The organism is Sneathia sp. DSM 16631 (genome assembly GCF_014892235.1).
Lineage (GTDB): Bacteria > Fusobacteriota > Fusobacteriia > Fusobacteriales > Leptotrichiaceae > Sneathia > Sneathia vaginalis.
The window spans coordinates 1-227 of record NZ_JADBHL010000057.1 but is presented as its reverse complement, the minus strand read 5'-3'; the positions used below and the strand labels follow the sequence as shown (position 1 = coordinate 227).

General features: G+C 33.9%; 1 protein-coding gene. It reads left to right on the top strand.

Going from position 1 to position 227, the window contains the following annotated elements:
- Nucleotides 1-227 (top strand): hypothetical protein (locus IMK15_RS06405; RefSeq protein WP_226869241.1); only part of this gene is annotated, 227 nt, incomplete at both ends.

The window sequence follows — 227 nt, the reverse complement described above, 5'->3', positions numbered from 1 at the left end:
GGTGTTAACAAGTTAGAAGGTAATGCTAATACTAATGGTACTGCTACTATTAAAGGTCAAAACAGTATTGTTAATGGTGAAGTTACTTTAAATGCTAACTCTAATGTTTCTGCTGGTAAAGGTAAGAAGACTACTGCTAGTGTAGAAGCTGATGGTAAAGGTCATGTTACTGTACAAGGTGAAAACAAACATATCAAAGGTAATGTAACTATTAGTGCTGATGGTAA